This is a genomic window from Streptomyces sp. NPDC021019 (genome assembly GCF_044333295.1).
Classification (GTDB): Bacteria; Actinomycetota; Actinomycetes; order Streptomycetales; family Streptomycetaceae; genus Streptomyces.
In genome coordinates this window covers 93,363-109,052 of the sequence record NZ_JBIRQR010000002.1, presented here as the reverse complement: position 1 = coordinate 109,052, position 15,690 = coordinate 93,363, and the positions used below count along the sequence as shown (strand labels likewise).

Genomic DNA, 15,690 nt, shown 5'->3' with positions numbered 1-15,690 from the left:
GAGCGCCCACGGAAGCTGACGGAGTCGAAGGCGCTCCCACACAGCCGGCCGGGAGCACACCGCGGGTCCCTCACCCACCGAGAGGATTTCCCTGCACAAGAGGTTCCAGAACCGGCCCGGCTCTTTGGCCCCCGCCCGGGCACCCCGGGCGGCCGGCCGCACCGGGCGTCGGTAGCCGCAGGCTCGCCGACAGGGCGCCCGGCTCCGCTACGGGGCCGGAACAGGCCCCTTGAACGACCGTGGTCCGCCACATCCGGACGGACAGCGGTCGGCTTCCCCCGCGCTACCGCTGCGAGCGCCGCACCGGCAGGCCGGCCCGCTCCGGGTCGGCCGCTCACCCACTGACCGAAGGATTCCGTATGCGTGCCTGGTTCGAGAACCTCTCCGATGCCCTGATCGACCGCCTGGTCCCGAAGACCGAGGCCGCCGCCGCCACCCAGTGCTGGACCGAGGAGGTCTGCCAGCAGGGACCGCTCCAGCTCTGCGGCTCCACCGGCCGCTGGGGCTACTTCATCTACCAGGTGTGCGCCGACGGCACCCGCAGCTTCCGGGGCGTCCGCTGCGCCCGCTGCAACGGCTGACCTGCCTCCGGCACCCCCTCTCACCCACCGAAGACGAAAGGATCTCCATGCGTGACTGGATCCGGAGCCTGGCCGATTCGCTGGTCGACCGCCTCGTTCCCCGGGCAGAGGCGGCTGCCGCCGTCGAGTGCTGGACCGAGGAAAGGTGCGGTTCGGTGATGGTCCCGATGTGTCACCGCACCGGTTTCAGGGCGATCTCCACCTATCGGGTCTGTTCCGACGGAACCCAGGTGTACCTGGATCGGCGCTGCGCCACCTGCTGACGGCATCACCCCTGAGAGGCGACCTGACGGTGGCCTCTCAGGGACAGTGCCCCGGGGGCGTGCCGCGCCGGCGGTGTCCGCCGCGGCCGCCCACTCAGAAAGGACACACCCTCGTGGACCTCGTCGTCTGGGCTGTCCGCGGCTGTCTGCTGCTGGTGTTCACGCGCTCCGTCCTCGGCAAGGTCCAGAACCCGGCCGCCTTCGTGGAGTTCACCGGGACCGTGCGAGCCCTGCGGCTCCCCGGGCCGTTGCCCGCCCGCCCCCTCGCCGCGCTGGTGGTGACCGCCGAGGCCGTCCTCGTACCCGCCTTCGCCCTGCCCGGCCTCCTCGCTCCGCCGACCGTACTCGTCGCAGGGCTCGGCATCGCCGCCGTACTGCTCGCCGCTTTCACCGCGCTGGCCGTCGCCGCCGCCCGTAGCGGCCGTCGGACGCCCTGCCGTTGCTTCGGCCGTACGACGACTCCGCTCGGCGCGGTACACGCCGTACGCAACTCCATCCTGCTGGCCGTGGCGGTCACCGGCCTCCTGGCCGCGGCCGTCGGCGGCCCGGGTACGGGCGGCCCGGTGGCGGTGCTGACCGCCTCCCTCGCGGGCGCGGTTCTCGGACTGCTCGTCACCGCCCTCGACGACCTCGTCGCGCTCTTCCGTCCCCTGCCCCGAAAGGAAACCACCCCGTGAGTCCGCTCGCCGCCGCCGTTCTCGCCGTCGGAGCCCTGGCCATGGTCGACCTCGTACTCACCGTCGGAGTCGTCCGACGGCTGCGGGAACACTCCGAACTGCTGCGACAGGCATCGGCACCGGCCGCCGCCATGCCCGGAGGCATGTCCGGGATCGCGAGCGTCGGCACCCCCGTGCCCTCCTTCACCGCCGGCCCGTCCGACAGCCCCGTCACCGACCGGGATCTCACCGACGGAACCCTCGTCGCGTTCTTCTCGCCCACCTGCGAGCCCTGTCGCGACAAACTGCCCGGCTTCGTCGCCCGCTACGCGGACCGGCCCGATGAGGCCCGGCAGGTGCTCGCCGTCGTCGTCAACGACTCCTACAGCTCACACGAAGCACGGGACCCGCAGAGCTCACACGAAGCAGCGGACCCGCACGGGCCGGGCAGGCCGGGCGAGGACGCCGGAGCGATGGCCGCCGCCCTGGCCGCCGTGGTGCCGACCGTCCAGGAACCCTTCGACGGCCCGGTGACCACGGCGTTCGCCGCCAAGGCCTTTCCCAGCTGTGTACGGGTGGGGCACAGCCCTGACGGCGGCCTCGTGGTGACGGAAGTCGGCCGGTGGCCCCAGACCCCCGTCGCCGCCCGATGACCGGGCCCGCCCCCGCCGGCCGGCCCGACGACGAACCCGGCCACTCCCCACTCCGTACCGTCCTGGTCGCCGCGGTCCGCCTGGCCCGCCGGGCGGCGCCCGCCACCCTGACGGGCTGGCTGCTGCTCACGGTGGCCGCGTCCGCCGCCCCGGTCGCCGCCGCCTGGACCCTCAAGACCGTGATCGACCGCCTGGTCGCCGCCCCCTTCGCCGGCGGCTCCCTCACCGGCCCGGTTCTGCTGCTGGTCGGATGCGGTGTCGCCCTCGCCGTCGTCCCCCAGTTCCTCCAGTACCTGCGGACCCAGCTCGGCCGGGCGGTCGGGTTGCGCGCTCAGATCGAACTCCACACCGCGGTCGACCGGTTCACGGGTATCGGCCCCTACGAGAACCCGCGCTTCCTGGACCGGCTGCGCATGGCCCGTCAGTACGGCGGCACCGCGCCGGTCGACGCGGTCGGCAGTGTCATCGGCACCGTCGGCGCGGTGGTGACCCTCACCGGATTCCTCGGCGCGCTCACCCTGCTGGGCCCCTGGATGGCGGCGGCCGTCCTGACGTCCGGTGCCCTCGTCCTCGGCGCCGAGATCGCTCTCAGCCGCCGACGGGCCGCCCTCGTCTGGTCGGTGGGCCCGGTGGAGCGCCGGGAGCTGTTCTACAGCGCACTGCTGACCGACCTGCGGGCCGCGAAGGAGATCCGGCTCTTCGGCCTGGGGCGCTTCCTCGGCGACCGGATGGTCGCGGAGCGCCGCACCTCGGATGCGGCGAAACGGGGTATGGACCGTCAGGAACTGGCCGTCCAGGCGGGACTCGCCCTCCTCTCCGCCCTGGTCGCGGGGGCCGGACTGCTGTGGGCGGTCTCGGCCGCCCGCTCGGGACAGATCACCGTCGGCGGGGTGACCGTCCTGGTCACCGCCCTGCCCGCGGTCCAGACGGCGCTGGCCGGACTCGCCGTCGAACTCGCCACGGGCCACCACGCCCTCCTGATGTTCCGCCACTTCCTCACCGTGACCGACGCCGGGCCCGACCTGCCCGTGCCCGCCCGGCCACGTCCCGTACCGCCGCTGCGCCACTCGGTGGAGTTCCGCGACGTGTGGTTCCGCTACGGGGAGGACCAGCCCTGGGTGCTCCGGGGCGTCGACCTGGTCCTGCCCGCCGGGCAGGACGTGGGCCTCGTCGGTCTCAACGGCGCCGGGAAGTCCACGCTGGTGAAGCTGGTGTGCCGGTTCTACGATCCCGTCCGGGGACAGATCCTCTGGGACGGCGTCGACCTGCGCGAACTGTGCCCGCGCGAGCTGCGCCGCCGGATGGGGGCCACCTTCCAGGACTTCATGGAGTACGACCTCACCGCCCGCGAGAACATCGCACTCGGCGACCTCACCGCGCTCCAGGACCGCGACCGGGTGGCGGAGGCCGCCCGCGTCGCGGGAATCCACGACCGGCTGACCGGCCTGCCCCACGGCTACGACACCCTGCTGAGCCGGATCTTCTTCAGCGAGCGGGACAAGGACGACGCCACGACCGGAGTCGTCCTCTCGGGTGGGCAGTGGCAGCGGCTCGCCCTCGCCCGCTCCCTGATCCGGGACGACGCCGACCTCCTCGTCCTCGACGAGCCCGGCTCCGGTCTCGATCCCGAGGCGGAGTACGAGATCCACCGCCGGCTGCGACGCCACCGGGCGGGCCGGGCGGGGCTGCTCATCTCGCACCGCCTCAACACCTTGCGCGACGCGGACGTGATCGTGGTCCTGGAGGACGGCCGGATCGTCGAACGGGGACCGCACGCCGACCTGATGCGCCGTTCCGGGGTATACGCCCGGTTGTTCACCCTTCAGGCCAGCGGGTACGCGCCCGACGCCGGACCATCCGGCGCGGGGGCTTCCGTACCCACCCCGCCGGCCCGTACCGCCGACGCCGGGCCGCTGCCGCCCGCCGACATGGTGGCCGAAGCCTCCCGGAGCGGAGGCCCCCCGTGATCGTGCGCCTCGCCCGCCGTCTGCTGCGGACCCGCCTGCTGGCCGTCACCGTCACCGGCCCGAGCATGGAACCCGCCCTCCACGACGGGGACCGCGTCCTGGTCCGCCGCCGCGCGCGCCGGGTGGCCCGGGGAGACGTCGTCGTCCTCGAACCGCCTCCCGGCGCGCGTGAGGAGGGGCTCACGCACGAGGGCCTGATCATCAAACGGATCGCCGCCGGGCCCGGCGACCCGGTTCCCGCGCTCATGGCCGAGCGGCTGGACGTCCCCCCCGGCTCGATCGTGCCACCCGGCCACTACCTGGTCCTGGGCGACAACCAGCCCGTGAGCGTCGACTCCCGTCGCTTCGGCTATGTCCCCCGCACTCTGCTGACCGGCAGGGTGATACGCCCGCTGCGTCGACACACCCCCGTGGTCCCGGCGGATCCTCCCGACCCGGAGGCGCAGCAGGTCATGGAGGTGAGGTGACCGCGCGGGCGCGGGTGGCGGGAAAGGGGCCCCACGCCGAGACCGGTTCGCCCGAGCGGGCCCCGGCCCGTTAGGTTGCGTTCATGACCGACACGACTTCCCAGGGTTCTGCCCGCACCACCGGCGCCGTCGCCGCCGGCCTCGCCACCGTCGCCGGTGACGGCACCGTCCTCGACACCTGGTTCCCCGCCCCCGAGCTGACCTCCGACCCCGGCCCGGCCGGAACGACGCGCCTCGGCCCGGACGAGGCCGTCAACCGGCTCGGCGAAGGCGCCGCCAAGGCTCTCGGCGTGGATGCCCGGCGCGGCGTGGAGGTCGTCGCCGTGTCCACGGTCATCTCCTCGCTCGACGACAAGCCGCTCGACGCCCACGACGCCTACCTGCGCCTGCACCTGCTCTCGCACCGGCTCGTCCGGCCGCACGGCCAGAACCTCGACGGGCTGTTCGGGCTGCTCGCCAACGTCGCCTGGACCTCGCTCGGCCCGGTCGCCGTCGACGACCTGGAGCGGGTGCGGCTCAACGCCCGCGCCGAGGGCCTGCACCTCCAGGTCACCTCGGTCGACAAGTTCCCCCGGATGACGGACTACGTCGCCCCCAAGGGCGTACGCATCGCCGACGCCGACCGGGTCCGGCTCGGCGCGCACCTCGCCACCGGGACCACCGTCATGCACGAGGGCTTCGTCAACTTCAACGCGGGCACGCTCGGCACCTCCATGGTCGAGGGCCGCATCTCCGCGGGCGTCGTCATCGGCGACGGCTCGGACATCGGCGGCGGCGCGTCCACCATGGGCACCCTCTCCGGCGGCGGCACGGAGCGCATCATCATCGGCGAGCGCTGCCTGGTCGGCGCGGAGGCGGGCGTCGGGATCGCGCTCGGCGACGAGTGCGTCGTCGAGGCCGGTCTGTACGTCACCGCCGGCACCCGGGTCACGCTGCCGGACGGCCAGATCGTCAAGGCGCGTGAGCTGTCCGGCGCCTCCAACATCCTCTTCCGCCGCAACTCGGTCACCGGCACCGTCGAGGCCCGCCCGAACAACGCGGTGTGGGGCGGTCTCAACGAGGTCCTGCACGCCCACAACTGACCCGTTCAGCAGAGGGCGAGGAGCTCCTCGTACGCCGCACGCAGCCCGCCGGTCGCCTCGCGCCCGGCGGGCTGCAGCGGTTCCCGGACCGGTCCCGCGTCCAGGAGCGCCTTCACGGTGACGGTTCCGGGGAGGCCGCTCGCCATCATCAGTTCGGTGAGGCGCGCCGTGAGCCCGTTGAGCCGGGCCGCCTCGTCGGTGCGGCCCGCGTCGAACGCGTCCAGCGGTGCCCGTACCTGGCGCGGGGCCACGTTCGCGACGGTGCTGACGTAACCCGCGCCGCCCACCGCGTACAACGGCAGGTTCAGCTCCTCGCAGCCCGAGTAGTACGCCAGCGAGGTGCGGGCCAGCACCTTGGTCGAGCCGAGCAGGTCGTAGGAGCAGTCCTTCACCGCCACCACACGGGGGTGCTCCGCCAGCCGCACCAGGGTCTCCGGCTCGATCCGGGTGCCGGTGCGGCCGGGGATGTCGTACAGCATCAGCGGCAGTCCGGTGGAGTCCGCGACCCGCAGGAAGTACGCCTCGACGGCGGCCTGCGGCGGGCGGCTGTAGTACGGGCCGACCACCAGCAGTCCGTCCGCGCCCGCCTCCTCGGCCTCCCGCGCCATGCGCAGGGTGTGCGCGGTGTCCGGGCTCCCGACGCCGGTGAGCAGCGGCACCCCGTCGCCGACCTCAGCCCGGACGGCCCGCAGCAGGGCGGACTTCTCGGCGTCCGTCGTGGTGGGGGACTCGCCCGTGGTGCCGCTGAGGACGATCCCGTCGCAGCCCTCCGCCACCAGGCGCGCGGCGTGCGCACGGGCGGCGTCCGGGTCCAGGGCCCCGGTGGCGGTGAAAGGCGTGATCATGGCGCAGAGCGTGCGGCCGAAGGGACGCGGTGCGGTGGCGGTCATGTCCGAAGTGTCGGCGCCCGGGACCCTGTAGGTCCACTTAGATCTTCTTGGGACGACCAGCAAGAGATGCTGAAGGGTTCGCAGGGGCGGCGGCTGCTCCGTCACCGCTTCTGACATGATCGAACGCACGGACGACAGGCCGCGACGGCAGATCGTGGCGAGAGGTGGGGGCATGGGCAGCGGTGTGTGCGTACGGGTGCGGAGACGGGGCGCTGTCGTGGTGTCGGCGGTGACGCTGACCGCGCTGACCGGCTGCTCCGGCTTCCTCGTCCCGGTCGGCGAGGGCGAGGAACCGGCCCCCACCGCGTCCGCGTCCGGCCCCGGCATCGTCCGCGCCGAGACGCTGCCGCCGACCCCGGCCCCCGTCTACGGCGCGCCGGAGCGGACCGCCCCGCCCGCCCCGGCCTCCGCCCCGCCCGGTGAGTGCCCCGCCTCCGGGGCCGTGGTGACCATGGGGGAGGTGCTGACCGCGATGATGAGCCGTGCGGTCGCCCTGACCCTGACCAACTGCGGCTCGAAGCCCTACCGGGTCGACGGTTACCCCTCGGTCCAGGCACTCGGCGAGGACGGCGAACGCCTCCCCGTGAAGGTCAACCCGGCCGGCTCCCAGTTCGGCCGCGACCACGGCCCCCAGGCGCTCACGCTGAAGCCGGGCGGCACCGCGCGGTCGATGCTCGCCTGGGTCTCCACGCGGGAGGGCGGCGAGCTCGTCATGGCCGACGCCCTGGAGCTGGCCGCCGCCCCCGACGCGGGGGCGCGGGTCCACCCGCTGGAGGGTCACGACATCCGGTACATGGACGAGCTGAACATCACGGCCTGGCGGGCGGAGTTGCCCGAGTGACCGCCCCGGGCGCGGGGCCCGACCGGCCCTTCAGCCGTCGCCCGCCGGCACGGTGTGCGTGACCCAGCCCGTGCCGGGCGACCCCTCCGGCAGGACGTGCAGCAGAAAGGCCGCCGGCTCGTCGGGGTAGCCGGGCACACCCTCCCGCAGCGCCAGCCCGCTCTGCCGGTACGTACTGGGCGCGACGGCCACCGTGCTGCCCGCGAAGGCCGCCGTGACCGGGCGGTGCACATGGCCCGCCAGCACCCGCACGACCCGGGGGTGCGCGGCGACCACCTCCGCCAGGGCGGGGCCGTCCGCCAGGCGCATCGCGTCCAGGAACGGAATGCCGACCGGAACCGGCGGGTGGTGCAGACAGACGAGGGCCGGTACGCCGGGGCGTCGGGAGAGGTCCCGGTCCAGCCGGGACAACTGCGCGGGACCCAGCCGGCCGCCCGGCGCACCGGCGACCCGGGAGTCCAGGACCACCACGGTGAACGCCGGGTGCTCCACCGCGTACGACGTCAGCGTCCCTCCGCCCAGGAAGCGCGTCCCGCCGAACGCGCCCACGAGGGCCTCCGGCACGTCGTGGTTGCCCGCCACCAGACGCAGCGGGAGCGGGAACGCGCCGACCTCCTCGCGCAGGGCCGCGTACTCACCCGGCTCCCCGCGCTCGGTGAGATCACCGGTGATCACGACGCAGTCCGGGAGCGGGTCCAGCGCGAGCACTCGGCGCAGGGCGGCCCGCAACCCGGCGGCGGGGGCCGCCGCCCCGGGACCGGTCGTGAGGTGCGGGTCGCTCAGGTGCGCCACGGAGAGGGGCATGTCCCCACCCTTCCCCGGCCGGCTCCGACCGCACCCGGGGCCGCTCACGCCGTGGGCGAACGTGGCGAGGGCGCCGTCGGGGTGGAACACCCTTGACCTCAACCACACTTGAGGTGTCACCGTGGTGGCCACGACGCACCGACCGGCGCGCGTGACGAAGGGAACCCGCCATGACCACCCGCCTCACCGACCGCCCCGACCCGGCCCGCACCGATGCCCGGATCGCCAAGGCCAGCACCTGGAACGTCGGTACACCGCAGCGGCAGCGAGAGGCCGCCGACGCCATCCGGAAGACCTGGGAGGGCCGGGAGTGGCCGCACCCCGGGCTCCTCTCCTACAGCGTCTACGCGGGTGAGGACGGCGCGACCCTGCTGCACTACTCCCAGTGGGCCGGCGAACAGGCCTACCAGGACTTCGTACGCGAGAGCCGCGACGCCCGCAACGCCGAGATCGACGCCGCCGTCCCCGGCATCGAACGCATCGCACTGCACACGTACGAGCTGTACCGCTCCAGCCTCCGGGCCGAGGGCGACACCCGGGAGACCGGCTGCCTCGTCGTCGTGGACGTCGAGTTCGACGGGCCCGACCCGGCCCGCCAACGTGCCTGGGTGGACGCGGTGTTCGAGGCGCTCGGCGAAGAGGCCGAACTGCCCGCCGGCGGCATCGCCGCGTACTTCCACGTCGGCGCCGACGGCACCCGGGTCCTCAACTACGCCGAGTGGGAGAGCGCCGAACACCACATCGCCGCCCTCGCCGCGCCCGGGGAGGGCGTCGGCTCCCCGTCCCCGCTCTGGGAACGCGTCCAGAACTACCCGGGCATGACCGGCGGCGGCGTGCACCGCTACACCCCCGTCCTCAGCGTCGAACGGGGCGCGGGCGGATAGGCGCGCGGCGGGCGGTATGTGGCGAAGCGGCGGGCGGTACACGGAGTATTGCGTCTAGGCTTGGACGGCTGAACCGCGTACGCACTCCGTATGCCCCGAGCACGCACCGAGGAGAACCCCCGATGTCCGCAGAGCGCCCCTCCCTGCCGCCGGTGCGGCTGAACACCGAGGCCGAACTGGCACGGGACGCGCTCGCCGCTCCGCTGTTCGTCCGCGCCGTCGAGCTCGCCCGCTGGGCGGGCCCGGACACCCGGGTCGGGGCCGGCGGCGAACTGGTCGAGGACCAGCTTCCCGCGGCCGCCGAGCACCTCGCCCTCCCGGCGGACGAGGACGGCGCCGCGTACGCCAGCGAGGCCTGGCGGCTCGCCGTGGACACCGGCCTCCTCGACGTCACCGACCCCGAGGAGGGCGAGGGCGACGAGGGCACGGGCGGCGGGGGCGAGGGCACCGTCACCACCGGCGAGAACCTGGCCCTGCTCACCGGCGGCTCCCCGCAGGACGTCCTGGCCATCTGGCTGGACGGCCTCGACGCCGTGCACGCCGACGCCACCGCGCCCGTCCTGGACGACTTCGCGGACCTCGTCGGCGAGGACGGCTCGATCGACTTCGACGCCCTGGACTGGGACCCGGAGGCCGAGGCGGAGTTCCTCGACGGCGTCCTCGGCAACCTCTACCTGCTCACCCTCGCGGACAACGGCGCGGGCGAAGGACCGGTCCCGCTGCCCGCCCTCGCCGCGTCGATGATCGTCCCCGACGACATGGGCGAGCCGACCGACGACATCCTGGAGCAGGTGTCCGAGGCGATGATGCGTCTCGACGACCAGTTCCGGCTCCTCGAACCCATCGGGATCGTCGAATACCGCCCGGTCGACGAGGCGTTGCTGGTCGAGGAGGGCGAGGCCGCGGACGACTCCGCCGCCGGGGCCGACGACGACGTCACCCGTTACGGCATGGTCAAGCTCACCCCCCTCGGCCTGTACGGCATCCGGGCCCGGATGCTGGAGGCCGGGGTGGACGCCCCCGCCGTCGGCGACCTCGCGGGCAAGGGCGCCGACGTCCTCCTCGACGGCATCGCCCACTACCCGGAGCCCGCCGCCCGCGCAGAGGTCAAGCTCTGGCTCGCGGGATACGACGCTCAGGGCGCGGTGGCCGCGGCGGCCGAGCTGCTGGCCGCCGCCCGGGGCACGGACGAGGGCGCGCCGCTGCGCCGCCTCCACTGCCAGCAGGCCCTCGCCCTGGCGGGCCCCGGGGCGGAGCCCGCCGTACGCGCGGTACTCGGCGACCCGGAGCTGGGCGGCCTGGCCCGCGTCTGGCTCGCGGAGCGCGGCGCGGCCGACGTGCCCGCACCGCCGGAGGACATGATCTTCTGGCTGGCCATCGACACGATCGCCGCCCAACTGGACGCGGACGGCGAGCTGGACGAGCTCCAGGGCCTGGTCGAGGGGCTCTCCGCGCAGCACAGCGGTTTCTTCGACGAGGTCTGGCGCGTCGACCACCCGGCCACCGCCGATGTGCTGGAGGCCATGGGCCGGCTGCACAGCGACAAGAAGGCGGCCAAGGACGCCCGCAAGGCCGCGTTCAAGGCCCGCTCGCGCGCGGGCGGTTGAGGGGTGGACGGCGGGCTCGGAGCACCGTTCGGCTGAGGAGCTCTGCCCTTGCCGGGCAGCCGTCAGCAGTGTGCGGCCTCAGGAGCCCCGCACCGGCGCAGCCGTGTGGTTGTACGCCCGTATCGCCTTCGTGCCGACGCGGGCGTACCAGCCGGACGGGTCCGCGGCGAGGTCGCGGACGTCGGTGACGCCCCAACCGCGCTGCACCGCACCCCGGTTCACGTCCAGGGCCCGGCACAGCTCACCCGTCGCCGCGTACACCGTGCCCCCGACCGCCACCGGCGGCACCTGGCCGACCCCGCCGAGCGTGGCCGCCCAGCGCTCCTCGCCGCTGCGCAGATCCAGGCACTGGAGGACCCCTGCCCGTGCCCAGTGGAGCAGTGCTCCGCCGGACGTCACCGGGGCCCGGACACCGCCCGTGCCCGCGGGCCAGCTGGTGTCCAGCCCCACCGTCCCGGCCGACCAGAGCGACCGGCCGGTGGTGGGCGCGTAGGCGTGGACCCGGCCCCCGGTGGTCAGCAGCACCCTGGAGCCGGCGGCGGCCAGTGCGCTGGAACCGGAACTCGGCCCCTCCTTCAGCGTGCCGGTGGCCAGGCGGCCGCCGTCGCGCGCCCGGAGGAAGTGCAGGGTGCCACCCCCGCTGAGCAGGGCGAAACAGCCCGCCCCCGGCACCGCCGCCAGAGCGGCCGCGGTCCCCTCGAACTCCTCGTAGACCCAACGGAGTTCACCGCTGACCGCATCGACGCACCGGATGTTCTCGCCGTCCTCGTCGGCCAGCAGCACCGACCGGTCCAGCACGGCGGGCGGCCGGGCCTCCGCCGTGCCCGCGGTCCAGCGTTCCGCCCCGGAGCGCAGGTCCACGGCGTTCAGCGTCGGTGCGTCGCCGTCCGCCGCGAAACCGGAGACGAGTACCCCCGAGGCGACGGCGAACCACAGCGGGGCCGGTCGCTCCGCGGGCGTGCCGAGCGGTTCGCCCGTCGCCAGATCGAGGGCCCCCAGGCCGACATCGGCCGCCGCCAGCACCGAACCGGACACCCCCCACTGCGCGGGGGCGTTCTCCGCGGCGCCGGTAAGCCAACGGCGCCCGGCGTCACGGGGTCGCCGCGCGGTGACGTATCCGCCGCTGCTGCCGGCGCCCCCGACATCGGGCACGGCGACGCCGTGCACCAGCAGCGAACCTCCGGCCCACCGCAGCGCGTCCACGGTCGTGCCGTCGAACGCGGGGGCCAGGGTCCAGCGCAGGGCGCCCTGCCGCGCGCTCCCCGGCCGGATCCCCAAGGGATCCTCGACCCGCTTCTTCCGCCCGTCGGCCCCGCTCCGGACGGACGCGTACGTGACGAGCGAGGCGAGCCCGCCGCCCCCGGCCAGCAGCAGACCGCGCCGGGTGAGTTCGCCGCGCCGGGCCGCCGGGCTCCTCACCACGGGCGGCTGAGGCAGGGCGGACACCGGGCGGGTGAGGGCCGGAGCCGGCGCCGAAGCGGTCGGGGCCGTCCCCGGCGGACCGGGTGGAGCGGCGGGCTCTTCGACGGGCTGCTCGGCCGCCCTGCCCAGGACCAGGGTGCGCAGCGGCTCCGTGCGCCACCACAGCGCCGGATGCGGACACGTGGTGGCCCGCAGGACCTGGTCCACCGTCGGACGCAGGCCGGGATCCTTCTCCAGGCAGGCCGTCACCACCTCCCGCACCCCGTCGGGTACTCCGGTGAGATCCGGGTCCTCGTGGACGGCCCGGTAGAGCAGCACCGCCGGGGTCGCCGAGCCGAACGGGCTGCCTCCGGTGGCGGCGAACACCAGCACCGCCCCGAGCGCGAACACATCGGCTGCCCCGGTCACGGCCGCCCCGCTCGCCGCCTCCGCCTCCCGGGACTCCGTGCCTCCGGTGACGAAGGCCCCGGTGATCTGCTCCGGGGCGATGAACCCCGGCGTGCCGACGACGTCACCCGCCCCGGTCAGCCCGTGGTCGCTGATCGCGCGGGCGATCCCGAAGTCGATGACCCGGGGCCCGTCGGCGGTGATCAGCACGTTCGACGGCTTGAGGTCGCGGTGGACGAGCCCCGCCCGGTGGACGGCCTCCAGCGCCTCGGCGAGGGCCGCGCCCAGGGACTGTACGGCGGAGGGGACCAGCGGTCCGGTCGCCGCCACCGCGTGTCGCAGCGTGACGCCCGGCAGGTAGGCGGTGGCGAGCCAGGGCCGCGACGACTCCGGGTCCGCGTCGAGCACCGCCGCCGTGTGCGCCCCGGTCACCGCGCGGGCGGCGGCCGCCTCGCGGCGGAACCGTTCACGGAAGTGCGGGTCGGCCGCCAGGTGTTCGTGCACCGTCTTCACCGCGACGGTCAGCCCGCCGGGCGTACGGCCCAGATAGACGGTGCCCATGCCGCCCGCTCCGAGCCGGCCCAGCAGCCGGATCGAACCGAGCCGTTCGGGATCGCCCGGAAGCAGGGCGCCGGTCACGCGGGCTCCGGTCCGGTGAACGTCTGCACGGTGCCGCCGGCACAGACATGGAGGAGACCCCCGCCGGCGGCGGCGAGGGAGGGCCCGTCCCCCTCGACGGGCACCGACCACAGCCGGCGCTCACGGAGGGCGTCGAGGGCGTGCACCCCCCAGAACGCGCCCTCACCGGACTTCGCTTCGTGGCCCGGCTCAGGCCCGGTGGCGTACACAGCGCCGTCCGCCACCAGCGGCGGCCCGTCGCCGATGCCGCCGCCGTCGTCGGAGGTGAGCCGCCAGACGTCCGTACGGCTCCAGCGGACCCGCCCGCTCCGGGCGTCGAGCGCGGTGACCCCGTCCGCCGTCGCGGCGTGCACCACGCCATCGGTAGCCGTGGGGGTGACCGTGGGCGACCCGCCTTCGAGCGTACGGCGCCAGAGGGTGCGCCGGGCCGCCAGATCGATCGCGACGACCCGGCTGTCGCGCGCGTAGTACCGGATGCCGGAGGCGCCGGGGTGGGCGTGCGGATACGGGGCGCCGCCGGGTATCTCCGGCTCGGGCCGCGGTGTCGCACCGGTGGTCCGCAGCACGAACAAAGGCTCCTCGCCGGGGGCCCCGTTTCGGGCCGGGAGGCGGAGTCCGACCGCCAGCCGGCCGCCCGCCGCGTCGATGCCGGTCACCGCGGCCCGCGTTCCCTCGTGGAACCAGAGAGTCCTCCCCGTACGGGAGTCGAACCCGTAGGCGCGCCACGGGCGATCACCCAGCGAGCGCTTCGCCCACAGGGAGGCGTCGGAAGCGTAGGAGACCAGGACCGTCGTCCCGCCGTCGACGGTGAAGAACGCCGACTGGCCGTCGGGGGCGGGGGACGTCTGGGCGTTGGCCGGCCGGTCCGGCAGGGCCGACCAACGCAGGTGGCCCCTACGGGCGTCGAGGGTGAGGAGTTCCGGTGCGAAGAGCAGGCCGGAGAGCAGGAGGTGCACCTGGTTCCCGAGCGGCCGGACTGCCGTCACGCCCCGCGCCGGATGCCGCCAGCGCACGGCACCGGTGGCCGCGTCGAGCGCGGTCACCGCGGCCGCGTCCGTGATGAGGAGCGCGCTGCCGTGGCGCAGCACCCGGCCGGCGGGGCCGAGGTCGCCGACGGTCCGGGTCCACAGCAGACGTCCCCGGGCCCAGCGGGTCCTCGGCGCCGGTGACGCTCCCCGGCCGCCGGTCGGGTCGTTCTTCTCGGTGCGCCGGAGCAGAGCCGCGCCGCCGAGCAGACCCCCTCCCGTCAGGAGCGCGGCCCCGCCGAACGCGAGCAGCCGCCGCCGGGCCGGACCCCGGCCCGGCTCACCGTCGTACGGGACGGCGTCCCGCGGCGCGGCCACGGGCCGGGCCCGGTACGGGACGGCGTCCGTCGGGGGGCGCGCGCCGTCGGTGCGGGAGGGGGAGGGGGCGGGTACGGCGTCGACCGGAGCAGGGCCGACGCCCGCCCCGCCTTCCGGGGCGCCGGACTCGTGCGCGTCGTCCGCTTCGTCCGCTTCGTCCGTGTCGGCCGGGGCGTCCGCGTCGTCCCGGCTGCCGTCCGCGGCGTCCGCCACCAGCGCCGCGACCCCGTTCTCGTGGTCGCGGACCAGGCCGGCCACCGGGTCCCGCTCCCACCACGTGTCGGCCGGGGACCGCTCCGCGCACCAGTCCAGGACGTCGGCCACCGTGGGACGCCCGGCCGGGTCGCCCGTCAGACAGGAGGCGAGGAACGCGCGCCACTCGCGGGTCGGGGACCCGTCCAGATCCGCCTCCCCCCGCACCGTCCGGTACAGCACCTGGTGCGCGGGGCCGGAGCCGAAGGGCGGTCGGCCCGTCGCCATCCGGGCGAGCAGCGCAGCGAGGGCGAACACATCGGCGGCGGGGGACGGCTCGTCGTCGGCCGTCAGCAGTTCCGGGGCGATGAACCCGGGCGATCCGATGACCTCCCCGGTCCCCGTGAGGGTCTCGTCGGCCGCCCGCCGGGCGATGCCGAAGTCCAGGACCTTCGGGCCGCCGCGGGTGAGCACCACGTTCGACGGCTTCAGGTCGCGATGGACCAGCCCGGCCCGGTGGATGCTCGCCAGCGCCTCCGCGAGCGCCGCCCCCAGCCCGGCCAGCGGCCCCGCGCCCAGCGGCCCGAGTGCCCCGGCGGCCTCGGTGAGCGTCGGCCCCGCACAGAACTCGGTCGCCAGCCACGGCCGTACGGCGTCGGGGCCGGCGTCCAGCACCGCGGCGGTGAACGGACCGGCGACCGCCCGCGCGGCAAGCGTCTCGCGGCGGAACCGCTCCCGGAAGAGCGGGTCGGTCGCGAGGTGTTCATGGACGGTCTTCACCGCCGCGAGCCGCCCCGACGCCGTCCGGGCCAGGTGGACCCGGCCCATGCCGCCCTCGCCCAGCAGCGCCACGATCCGGTACCCCGCGACCCGCTCCATGCCGTGCGTCCCCCCTCGTCGTCCGCCGGGCCGGGGCGACCACCGCGGGCCCCTCCTGTGCGACGCCCGCGCCCTCCCGTTCGGTTGCGTCCCCGGGGGTTCCCGCCGGGACCTTCCGGGGCCGGCGGGAATA

Annotated in this window: 14 protein-coding genes; 10 read left to right on the top strand and 4 right to left on the bottom strand. The window is 75.1% G+C overall.

From position 1 onward, the window contains the following. The first annotated feature begins 359 nt into the window (after positions 1 to 359). From ACH4RG_RS11425 to dapD, 7 genes are all read left to right on the top strand, one after another. On the top strand, positions 360 to 581 hold the full coding sequence (locus ACH4RG_RS11425; protein ID WP_397916216.1) for a hypothetical protein: 222 nt from the start codon (positions 360 to 362) through the stop codon (positions 579 to 581). 47 nt (positions 582 to 628) lie between these two features. Next, a complete protein-coding gene (locus ACH4RG_RS11420; protein WP_397916215.1) occupies positions 629 to 844 on the top strand; it encodes a hypothetical protein in 216 nt (71 codons plus the stop codon). 113 nt (positions 845 to 957) lie between these two features. Continuing rightward, positions 958 to 1,521, top strand: a complete 564-nt coding sequence (locus tag ACH4RG_RS11415) for a MauE/DoxX family redox-associated membrane protein (RefSeq protein ID WP_397916214.1) — start codon at positions 958 to 960, stop codon at positions 1,519 to 1,521. Then, the gene (locus tag ACH4RG_RS11410; protein ID WP_398163565.1) at positions 1,518 to 2,153 is read left to right on the top strand and encodes a redoxin domain-containing protein; all 636 of its coding nucleotides are present in this window, start codon (positions 1,518 to 1,520) and stop codon (positions 2,151 to 2,153) included. The genes ACH4RG_RS11415 and ACH4RG_RS11410 overlap by 4 nt, the downstream gene beginning before the upstream one ends. After that, positions 2,150 to 4,120 carry an ABC transporter ATP-binding protein gene (locus ACH4RG_RS11405; RefSeq protein ID WP_397930256.1) on the top strand — a complete coding sequence of 657 codons (1,971 nt, stop codon included), beginning with the start codon at positions 2,150 to 2,152 and terminating at the stop codon, positions 4,118 to 4,120. Before ACH4RG_RS11410 ends, ACH4RG_RS11405 begins: the two co-directional genes overlap by 4 nt. Continuing rightward, a complete protein-coding gene (locus ACH4RG_RS11400; RefSeq protein WP_398539428.1) occupies positions 4,117 to 4,587 on the top strand; it encodes a S26 family signal peptidase in 471 nt (156 codons plus the stop codon). The genes ACH4RG_RS11405 and ACH4RG_RS11400 overlap by 4 nt, the downstream gene beginning before the upstream one ends. A gap of 83 nt (positions 4,588 to 4,670) precedes the next feature. Then, complete coding sequence (gene dapD, locus ACH4RG_RS11395) at positions 4,671 to 5,669, top strand: 2,3,4,5-tetrahydropyridine-2,6-dicarboxylate N-succinyltransferase (protein ID WP_397916211.1); 999 nt, start codon at positions 4,671 to 4,673, stop codon at positions 5,667 to 5,669. 5 nt (positions 5,670 to 5,674) lie between these two features. Here the strand turns inward: dapD and ACH4RG_RS11390 are convergent, their stop codons facing one another. Further along, positions 5,675 to 6,559 (bottom strand): 4-hydroxy-tetrahydrodipicolinate synthase family protein, encoded by an 885-nt coding sequence (locus tag ACH4RG_RS11390; RefSeq protein ID WP_397916210.1) that lies wholly within the window; start codon positions 6,557 to 6,559, stop codon positions 5,675 to 5,677. Positions 6,560 to 6,731: 172 nt separating this feature from the next. Here ACH4RG_RS11390 and ACH4RG_RS11385 point away from each other — a divergent pair, with 172 nt between their 5' ends. Beyond that, a complete protein-coding gene (locus ACH4RG_RS11385) occupies positions 6,732 to 7,400 on the top strand; it encodes a DUF4232 domain-containing protein (protein WP_397930158.1) in 669 nt (222 codons plus the stop codon). Positions 7,401 to 7,430: 30 nt separating this feature from the next. On the opposite strand, the gene ACH4RG_RS11380 is transcribed toward ACH4RG_RS11385, so the two are convergent. Beyond that, complete coding sequence (locus tag ACH4RG_RS11380) at positions 7,431 to 8,204, bottom strand: phosphodiesterase (RefSeq protein WP_398539427.1); 774 nt, start codon at positions 8,202 to 8,204, stop codon at positions 7,431 to 7,433. A gap of 170 nt (positions 8,205 to 8,374) precedes the next feature. On the opposite strand from ACH4RG_RS11380, the gene ACH4RG_RS11375 reads away from it, so the two are divergent. Beyond that, positions 8,375 to 9,088 carry an antibiotic biosynthesis monooxygenase gene (locus ACH4RG_RS11375; protein ID WP_397930163.1) on the top strand — a complete coding sequence of 238 codons (714 nt, stop codon included), beginning with the start codon at positions 8,375 to 8,377 and terminating at the stop codon, positions 9,086 to 9,088. Between the two features lie 122 nt (positions 9,089 to 9,210). Beyond that, positions 9,211 to 10,695, top strand: a complete 1,485-nt coding sequence (locus ACH4RG_RS11370) for a hypothetical protein (protein WP_398163570.1) — start codon at positions 9,211 to 9,213, stop codon at positions 10,693 to 10,695. Positions 10,696 to 10,773: 78 nt separating this feature from the next. On the opposite strand, the gene ACH4RG_RS11365 is transcribed toward ACH4RG_RS11370, so the two are convergent. Together ACH4RG_RS11365 and ACH4RG_RS11360 are read right to left on the bottom strand one after the other, a co-directional pair. Next, complete coding sequence (locus ACH4RG_RS11365; protein WP_398539426.1) at positions 10,774 to 13,143, bottom strand: protein kinase; 2,370 nt, start codon at positions 13,141 to 13,143, stop codon at positions 10,774 to 10,776. Next, positions 13,140 to 15,557 carry a PQQ-binding-like beta-propeller repeat protein gene (locus ACH4RG_RS11360; RefSeq protein ID WP_398539425.1) on the bottom strand — a complete coding sequence of 806 codons (2,418 nt, stop codon included), beginning with the start codon at positions 15,555 to 15,557 and terminating at the stop codon, positions 13,140 to 13,142. Before ACH4RG_RS11360 ends, ACH4RG_RS11365 begins: the two co-directional genes overlap by 4 nt. Positions 15,558 to 15,690: the final 133 nt, after the last annotated feature.